Here is a 9,106-nt window from a genome sequence, read left to right as displayed (position 1 = left end):
TGAGACCAAAACCACGAAGGAGAAAAGCAGGACCTTGACCACCACCACCGAACCGAAACATACCTGAAAGGCGGGTCAATTCTCGGCGGAAATCCCGGGTCAGTTCCTGGCGGAAATCAACAACACGTACGTATATCGCAACGTTTGGCTCTGACAGGGACGCCATTTGTGTAACTCCTTTTCGAGCTAATCAGGTGCGCGTTTCGGATTGATTAGGCGTCTCGACACCTGCAATTCCGCTTCAGAAACAGAAATGGTCCCGCTACCAAAGTCATCTTCGGCGATTGGAGCGATCGGGTTTCCTTTGGATCGTTGACGTCTTGAAGCCTGTCGCCTCTTAGGCTTTACGCGCTGTGAATCCGGCGAGCAATTTGCCGATAGCCTTTGCCGTCGGGGGACACTCATGGGCTACTCCTACTCTAGCGCACGGTCCATTGAACGAGGCGAGCATAGTATACTACGCCTGCGTATCAGTCGAGTCAAAAGGATCTCACCGTTATAGCGGCAAAAAATTCACGCTATTATGGAAATAAAAAGAAATTATATTTTGTGCTTTCACCTTCAATTTATTATTATTATATCTCAGTGCATTTTTGAGTCATTTAATACCTCGAAATAATGCAATATACGGGACATCTACTTTTATTATTGATTATAATCACTCTTCTAATATGCATTGGCATTAAAGAAATAATGCTCGAATAGAGGTTTCGTTGGTAAGGCTTTTCGCGATAGATATCCTCGACATCGGGTGGCGTCGACAAAGCTCTCGATGGTCAGCACGTGGGGCGAGAGCGGCTTGAGCGTGTCGGGCTCCAGCAGCAGATATTCTGATGTTCCTGGCTTGGGTCAGGTCCACCAGCCATCACAGAGGGAAGAAGGGAAGCATCCACGGCCCTGGCAAGCCGATGCAAAACGGCTTCATCGAGATCCAATTCGGCCCTCGGACTTTTCGGTCAATTTTTACCGGCTGAAAGGTGAGTAAATGACGCGCTATTGTATTGCACGGAGCGCTGCACGCGAATCGATGTCCTCCGCGAATTCGTCAGTCGTAACCCGCGCTAAGAAGAATGTTTCCAATAGCGCGGGTCATTTCCGAAATCATCAGCCTTCAAACGTCCTAGCTTGAGGCACGAAAAAAGCGCCCGATGGACTGAGAGAGACTGCGAACGATCAAACTCCCGATTATCGCGATAGAACCACGTTTGATGTGTCGGATGTACAATGCGGCCATCCTTGTTGGTATAAGACTTTCCGGCCCTTACCGATTGGCCCAGGACTCCCACATGATACAGGTCGCGGCATATTCCATCTGCTCCCAGCGTTTTGAGGACCTGCATGACTAGCTGATCCCGCTCAGCGATGGACGCAACACGCGCCGAAAATTCACCAATGCTGAAATGCCGTTGCCAGCCCGCAAGAAGGCGCTTCATGACATTCACAACTGACATATTATGTTCCGCGTTTAGTTCTTCCGCTCTTTCCGTCCATGCAATTTCAGAGTACTCAACCAATACATCAGCAAATACGTTGGTGTTGTAATTAGGAACAGATGGCAATACTTTTGTAGCGGCGTTGAAAAGATTTACGATATCTCGCGGATTGCACCACGTGATCTCGCTTATGAAGCGCTTTGGCGAAACCCCAAATATATCCCTAGAAAAATATGAGTTCCATATCTCTTTATTTTCGTTCTTTTTGCCAACGTATTTCGTTTCAATAGCAGATATTCGATTCTCAATTATGTTAAAAAGAGGATATTCGTTTACTGAATTTCCTTTATGCCAATCCAATTGAAATCCATGATCAACCAGATACTTATCTATTTCATTTCTCGACATGCTAGCTGCCTTTGCGATCTCAACCCTAACCGCGGCATATAAATAGATTGGAACGCCAGCCTCTATGAATATCCTATTCAAATTTCCAACTGTAATAATTAGATCTCTTATAAGTACACTATCCCTCTTATGTTGCTTCTGTCCTACCATCGACAAATTCATTTCATCAATGTAAAGAATGAATTTTACGTCACTAGGGTAGTTGAATCTACATATCTTATTGAAGACTAGGTCAGAAAACCTACTATAATTCACACTTCCGTCATCCGGCCTCTCCCAATTTAGAACAGCTTCCATTTCTGCAAAATCACTTGCCTTTCCCTTGAGTGACAGCTGGCCGCATTTTATTCCAGATAATATCCTTTGAAGGCCACTGATTTTATTGCCATCAAAGATTTTACTTATAATAGAATTTAGCTTCCTAGCCTCCTTGCAAGAATCAAACATCCGCTCATCGCCAGCCAAAAGCTCCGTTATCTTCTGCGCAAGATATACTCTCCACATATCTCTTGTGTCTGATTCGTCGCCTATGTCAGGTTTAACTTCATTCTCAAAATTAATGTTCTGAGCGATTTTCTCTCTTTCTTGAGTTTTTACATCTTCTGAAAAGACAATTGCCTTTGTGACGTTTCCCGCGTGCCTTTCTAGTTCCATCATGTACCGGAGAAGTGCCGTCTTTCCGGACCCTTTCGTTCCGTAGAATATGAAAGTGTCTCCGCTCCTGATAGATTCGATCTCATCCCTTGCGGGCGGGGCAAACGCGTCCAAAAAGAGCTGTTTCGCGGATGCATCGCGAGTTATGAAGGAACTCCTCGCGTCTGTTTTACCGAATTCGATTTGGTGACGGCGCAACAATTGTGGCATCAACGGCTCTCGGTGGCTGTAGAATCTATTTGAACAAAGTTAGGCACCTTACCTAGTGTCGGCGCAAGGCCCTTGAACGGGTGGGCCCGCTTCGCCAAAACTCCGTCCACAATACTTTACTTCCGTCGTGGCATGCTAAAACCTGTCATCCACTCTCCGTTGCTTGCCACGCGCATCGCCTCCCTACGACTGCCTTAAAACCAAAACATCGATTACAGCCCTGACTAAGGCCTGTATTTGAGCAACCTCTCGGAACCTGAAAGCGACGAAAGCAGAGAGTAAGACGCGGTAGCCGAGTGATAGTTCTTAATGACACTTGGATGAGGAAAGCTGATCGCGCTAGAACCGCCTGGGTGACGAAATAGATCTGGCAAAGGCGCGGGTTCACAGACGGCCGCTCGACCTCGGCTGCCTTGCCACCTGCTGCCTCGATCTCCTCCATGATCGTCGACTATGTGCGACGAGCGCTGGAAGGTGTTAGACCGCCCAAAGGTTTCAAAAACTCGCCAGTTCCGTCAGAAGAGGCAAACCTCGTCCGGTTCTATCCCGATTGCACCGAAGTCCATAACACGCACGGGATCAAAGGGCTCAACGTAGTCATTCCCAGTGCAACAACACACGGCAACAACATAGTGACACTACAAGAGGCGCTGCTGGCATACGAGCGTGGCGACGACCTCGTGTTGTGGAAACTCTCCAAGAAATAAGCCCTACCAATAATTGACGGCCCCGAATCCCTCGGCTTAGTACGTGATATGGCGATACTCGCGGGGGATTATCCATGAGCAGTGATACGCTTCTGACGAATGCTGTACTTCTGGCTGTCACAATATATGTGATCAAGTCGCTATGGGTGTTCGTGGGAAATCGAATAAAACTAAAGGCGATAAAAGAAATACTTGCAACGAACTGCGTAGATAATCAGCGGTTTTATCGAACATACACGACGGGAAGGGCTTTGGTGCCAGTGGATCACCGTTAAGTCCGATAGGGAATGGACGACTTGTTGACCAGTACGTCTGGATAACCAACGGAGGCCGTATAGTTGCAGACTTGCGCTACCCGTCCATGAGGCGGCAGTGGATCGGCTGGTCAAAGTCAAATTGACAGAGAACCAGCGCGGCACACTGGTCAGTTGGACCTACAATCTGGGCGAAGCGAACCTCGCAAAATCCACGCTGCTCAAGCGCATCAATGCAAAGGTTCCCGTCGCAGACATCGAACGCTCATGGCTCCAATGGAACAAGGCCGGCGGCAAAGTGCTGACGGGATTGGTTCGTCGTCGTGCTGCTGAAATCCAGTTGTTCAAAAAGCCATGAAACCCGACGAACTTAGCCGCAACGATCTCGCGTTTCTCGCGGTAAGGCGGAGGGCCACAACATCTCGAAAAACGGGTTTCCGATGATCCGGCCCGGCCCCATCCGACATTTTTCATGTCGGTCGCGTCAACCTCGTCCATTCAAAACGAATATCGCCAGCCATCAAGAATGAAGAATGGTGGTGTCATTCGTTAACGAGTGGCCTCACCAAACGCTGGCATTGTTCCTTGCAAGACGCCGATGCTAAATTGTTACGAGAAACTTTTGAAGGAAATATAAGAAATGGAAGGCGAATACGATTTATTCGGTGAGGACGCAAATGTTGTATGCGAGTATGATATTCAAGTGTTTGAGGGTGCGGCGGTTTTTAGCCGTTTAAAGTATCCTGGTATTGACTGTGAGATATCGAGATTACATATTTTCAATTATCCCGAAATTGAATACTCATACGACTTGTTTGGGAAATTCACTTTCACGGACGCTATCGATATTGCGCTGATTTTGCCCCAGGCAACTGCGGATTTCGACGGATTAAGGTGTTCCGTCACGGAGGCGTCGAGCCTTGATTTGCAAGAGTACAGGCGCAATTTCGGTAGGAGGGCGGCAATCCTACATCTGTTCAGAGTGGAAGATGCTGGCCAGTCAAATCTCGACGTGGGAGCGATCTATAGCGCTTGGGGTTTCGGTCTTGTTCCCACGACTTCGGCCTACGCTGACCAGGCCGAATTCCCGGAGTCAGTGTCCTTCGTTGCGCGCTCTGGGACGCAAGATATGGCATCAAATCCGGTCCATTAACGAGCGTTCGACAGCCCGCGCGGACTGCGCTGGGTGTATGCGGTCTAGGATCAGCCATCGCGATGAATCTCCGCCTCGGAGCAGGGCGCTCCCATTTGGAAGTTTCACTGAAACCTGACCAATCCAAAATTCGAAGGGGTCGGGTTAGCTTGATCGCCGGCCATTTTCGAATTTGCGACCGTCGATCGACACGATGCTGGCCCGATTAAAGTTGGTTCCAGCCATGAACCATCCGCCTATCGATTTCTTGGATGCGACATCACTTGCTCGAGAAGCCTCCTTTGAGCTCCTCGAACGTCTTTATGCATCATTTCACGTTCTCGACCATGACCTCACGGCCAAAGTCGGGGTAAATGTTCTAGCCGATAGTTTTCTGACCGCGTTTTGAAGCTTTAGCGTTCTCAGCGCGTTTCTTGCCCAGACCCATTTTCTTGGCGAGCGTCGACCGAACCGCGGCGTAAGTAGGCGCAACCATCGGATAGTCGGCCGGAAGTCCCCATTTTGCGCGATATTCGTCGGGGGTCAGATTGTAGTGAGTTGTAAGATGTCGCTTCAGCGATTTGAACTTCTTTCCGTCTTCGAGGCAGATCAAATAGTCATCCGTTACTGATTTTTTGACCGAAATCGCGGGCTTCGGGGCCTCAACGGCAGGAGCAACTGACTCTTGGCCGAGCTTGCTGAGGGAAGCATGAATTTCAGCAATCAATCCGGGCAGCGAAGCTGCCGGAATGGCATTGTTGGAAATGTAAGCTGACACGACATCAGAAGTCAGCCGAACAAGCGCATTATCATCTGCAGAAGACACTGTTATCTCCGTTATTTCACCCCCGATCCGGGTTTAGCGAACTCGTCCAGCAATGCAACATGGTTTCGCAACTGTTGGTTCCAGTTGGAACTAATGAGGCAGCGCGGAGGGAGCCACGACGCTCAGAAGAAAATATTCCTCTCCCGATTGAGGTTGGGGTGTGTTCGCGGTATGTTCTCATGCTATGTCAGTAGCAGTCACCAAAATCCTCGCTCCCGTTTCAATTTACTCGGCAGGCACGGTCGTGCCGATGTCGGCCACTCTTGTGCCCGCGGGTTTTCCATCGCCTGCGGCCGACGACCACGAAGACGAAATTGACCCCATTGGCTGGCTGGTCCGCCACCCGTCGGCGACATTCTGGTGGCGAGTTTCGGGCGAGAGCCTGGTCGACGAAGGCATCCACGACGGTGACCTGATCGCCGTCGACCGTGCAGGCAAGAAACGTGTCGGCCGGATTGTCCTGGCCGTTGTCGACGGCGCAGTGACGGTCAAGAAGCTGGCAAAGCGAGAAGGTCGCTATTGGCTGGATCCAAAATCACGGGGGAGGGAATTCACGCCAATCCTGGTAACGGAGAGCCGTCCACCGCATCAGAAACGGACTGACCGCTATTGGGTCCCGCTGTGCAGATAGTTGCCGTTCGGCAACCGGACCTCTTCCGAGCCATTTAGGTGCCCGCCCCAATTGAGTTCCTTTCACACGAACGCATCCTCTTCCGTTTTCGTCAGGATCCCGGAAACAACTCAGCCACTAACGCGCAAGAAGCCTATTACCCCCAGCTTGAGGCCATTCTGATCACCGCGTAGGATTCAAACCAATCAGCCTCGCCTGCGGCAAGAGCGCCAGAAGCCCCATTCCATTTGAGTTCCGGCCTCCCACCCGCAATTTCTGCAAGATCACTGCGAAAGCAATGGAACCGAGATCCAGAAGCTGGGTTGATGGCTTAATTCATGCCGTCTCATGCTCGATTTGAGTGTCGGCCGCAGGGAACTCCGTAGCGATGTCGATGCTATTGTCAGTGCCAGACCATGAAGCACAAATTTGACGTCGGTGACGCTGTGAGCTGGAATTCCGAGGCCGGGCGCGTCAGCGGCACGATCATCCGCGTGCATATCAGCGACTTCGAGGTCAACGGCTACACGCACCATGCGAGCGCCGACGCACCGCAATACGAGATCAAGAGCAGCAAGACCGAGCACATCGCCTATCACAAGGACTCGACGCTCACCAAGCTTCGCGGCTGACGCCATTATTGTCGGGCGCGATCGATGACACCAAAGCGATCCGCCAATGCCCACGACCCCTCAACCGCCCAGGACTGAAACGCTCCGCGCCAGCCTCAGCGATGCCGACGACCGCATCCGCCTCAATCACTGGATGGCGCCGCAACAAGGGATCGCGCCGCGGATTCGGATCGGGAGCCACTGGTTCAACACGCTTTGGGCCTTGCCCATCGGCGCGGCGACGCTTCTCTGCCTGATCGCGCTGACGCAAAGCCTGCGCGAATTGCCCGGCGTAGAGGCCTTCATTCGAAAACATCCCGCCATCGCGCAATCGGCGCCGTCGGTCGACTCGGGCTTCCCCTGGTGGCTGCAGCTCCAGCACTTCCTGAACATGTTTTTCATGCTGTTCATCATACGCGCCGGCCTGCAGATTCTGGCCGACCATCCGAGGCTCTACTGGGGGCGAGACTGCACGCCCGGAACCGATTGGTTTCGTTTCCAGGTTCCGGTGCCGAAGGGCCGCATCTGGACCGCCAAGGACGACTCCGTCACCCTACCGACGTGGCTCGGTATTCCAGGCCTGCGCCATACCCTTGGGTTGTCGCGCTGGTGGCACTTTTCGGTCAACCTGTTGTGGCTGATCAACGGTATCGCTTTCTACGCCCTGCTGTTTTCCACCGACCAGTGGCGCAGGCTGGTGCCGATGACGTGGGAGGTGTTTCCCGCCGCGCTCTCGACGGCGATCCAATATGCCTCGCTGAACTTCCCGGTCGATGAAGGCTGGACCCGCTACAACGGCCTCCAGCAGCTCAGCTATTTCATCACCGTCTTCGTCGCCGCGCCGGTCTCCATCGTCACCGGGCTGATGCAGAGCCCCGCGATCTCCAACGCATTCGGATGGTTCGGCAGGCTGTTCAACCGACAGGCGATGCGGTCAGTTCACTTCATCGCGTTCGCCTGGTTCGTAGCCTTCATCCTGGCGCATGGCGCCATGGTTTTCGTTACTGGCATCAGACAGAACACCAATCACATGTTCGCCGGTGTCGACAACGCCTCCTGGACGGGATTTCCGCTGTTCGTCGCGGCGATGGCCATCCTGACGGTCGCCTGGCTCGTCGTGTCGCCCTTCACTATCCGACACGCCCGTCTGGTGCAGCGCGCCGGTGCGTTCATGATCGGATGGATCATGGGGCTGGCCGAGGGCTGGGATCCGCGCTCGCAACTTACAAAAAAAGACATCTCTCCCTATTTCTGGCCGAACGGCACGATGCCCGATTCCAAGGAATTCGATGAGCTGGTGGCGGACGGCTTCGCCAGCTACCGGCTTCGCATCAGCGGCCTGGTCGAGGCGCCGCGGGATTTCTCCCTGGCAGACCTCAAGGCGATGGCGAAGCAGAGGCAGATCACGACGCATTTCTGCATCCAGGGCTGGTCAGGCGTTGCCGAATGGGGCGGTGTTCGCATGCGTGACATCCTCGACCTGGTGAAGCCGACGCCCGAGGCCCGCTACGCCGTGTTTTATTCGTTGGCCGACGGCGCCGATGGCGGACGCTACTACGATGTCCATAAAATAGAGAACATGCGCCACGAGTTGACGATCCTCGCCTACGAGATGAACGGGACGCCGGTCAGCGTCCTGCACGGTGCGCCTTTACGCTTGCGCTGCGAGAACGAGCTGGGCTTTAAGATGGTCAAGTGGGTTGCGGCGATCGAATTCGTGGCCGACTTCGCCGATCTCGGCGCAGGCCAAGGCGGCTACAATGAAGACCATGAATTCTACGGCTACCGCATGCCTATCTGACGGTGTGACCGTTCTCACCATCGCCTTCCTCGGCGAGCGTCCATCAATTCGGCGAGCTGATCATGTTGGAAAGGATCAAACGCGAAACCATCAGACAACGCCGCTTGCTACACCAGCAGGCAGCAGCCTAAAATGAAAACCCGGATGAGCAAGAACCTCCGTTAGATCACGCAGCCAGTTGGCCTATTATCCCTGACCACGGACACCCCCGTTAACTGGAATTGTTGACGCTCCACAAGCAGTTGAGTGAGCTGACGGGTCTCACCGGCTGCCATGTCGCTTTTAGCGCCAGCGTCCCCTGCCAAACCACCCGCCGCCGAGCAGAATAACGATAAGGACTATGATGAGAAGTGTGGTGAGACTCATGTACGTCTCCTCTGCGTGCCGGCTTCCCTCGCTCATGCGCTACGCGGTGCGTTGGATCGACGGGAGTCCTATGTAGGATAACGTCAAACACCGC

At 52.8% G+C, this 9,106-nt stretch carries 8 protein-coding genes; 6 read left to right on the top strand and 2 right to left on the bottom strand.

Annotation, left to right across the window (positions count from 1 at the left end; genetic code table 11):
- Window positions 1-1,061: 1,061 nt before the first annotated feature.
- Window positions 1,062-2,609, bottom strand: a complete 1,548-nt coding sequence (locus tag ABLE85_RS23345) for a hypothetical protein (protein WP_348795098.1) — start codon at window positions 2,607-2,609, stop codon at window positions 1,062-1,064.
- Window positions 2,610-3,145: 536 nt separating this feature from the next.
- On the opposite strand from ABLE85_RS23345, the gene ABLE85_RS23340 reads away from it, so the two are divergent.
- The 3 genes from ABLE85_RS23340 to ABLE85_RS23330 all read left to right on the top strand — a co-directional run bounded on the left by ABLE85_RS23340 (window position 3,146) and on the right by ABLE85_RS23330 (window position 4,819).
- Window positions 3,146-3,412 (top strand): hypothetical protein, encoded by a 267-nt coding sequence (locus tag ABLE85_RS23340; protein ID WP_348795097.1) that lies wholly within the window; start codon window positions 3,146-3,148, stop codon window positions 3,410-3,412.
- Between the two features lie 372 nt (window positions 3,413-3,784).
- Window positions 3,785-4,024 carry a lysozyme gene (locus ABLE85_RS23335; RefSeq protein WP_348795096.1) on the top strand — a complete coding sequence of 80 codons (240 nt, stop codon included), beginning with the start codon at window positions 3,785-3,787 and terminating at the stop codon, window positions 4,022-4,024.
- Window positions 4,025-4,306: 282 nt separating this feature from the next.
- Complete coding sequence (locus tag ABLE85_RS23330; RefSeq protein WP_348795095.1) at window positions 4,307-4,819, top strand: hypothetical protein; 513 nt, start codon at window positions 4,307-4,309, stop codon at window positions 4,817-4,819.
- Between the two features lie 358 nt (window positions 4,820-5,177).
- Here the strand turns inward: ABLE85_RS23330 and ABLE85_RS23325 are convergent, their stop codons facing one another.
- A complete protein-coding gene (locus ABLE85_RS23325; RefSeq protein WP_348795094.1) occupies window positions 5,178-5,624 on the bottom strand; it encodes a MucR family transcriptional regulator in 447 nt (148 codons plus the stop codon).
- A 184-nt stretch (window positions 5,625-5,808) separates the two neighbouring features.
- Here ABLE85_RS23325 and ABLE85_RS23320 point away from each other — a divergent pair, with 184 nt between their 5' ends.
- From ABLE85_RS23320 to ABLE85_RS23310, 3 genes are all read left to right on the top strand, one after another.
- Window positions 5,809-6,255 carry a S24 family peptidase gene (locus tag ABLE85_RS23320; protein ID WP_348795093.1) on the top strand — a complete coding sequence of 149 codons (447 nt, stop codon included), beginning with the start codon at window positions 5,809-5,811 and terminating at the stop codon, window positions 6,253-6,255.
- A 395-nt stretch (window positions 6,256-6,650) separates the two neighbouring features.
- Complete coding sequence (locus ABLE85_RS23315) at window positions 6,651-6,866, top strand: DUF2945 domain-containing protein (RefSeq protein ID WP_348795092.1); 216 nt, start codon at window positions 6,651-6,653, stop codon at window positions 6,864-6,866.
- A 46-nt stretch (window positions 6,867-6,912) separates the two neighbouring features.
- Entirely contained in the window at window positions 6,913-8,646 is a 1,734-nt protein-coding gene (locus ABLE85_RS23310) for a molybdopterin-dependent oxidoreductase (protein WP_348795091.1), read from the top strand.
- Window positions 8,647-9,106 lie beyond the last annotated feature (460 nt).

This window comes from Mesorhizobium sp. KR1-2 (assembly GCF_040045035.1).
Classification (GTDB): domain Bacteria; phylum Pseudomonadota; class Alphaproteobacteria; order Rhizobiales; family Rhizobiaceae; genus Pseudaminobacter.
This window is presented reverse-complemented; position numbering and strand designations above follow the sequence as displayed.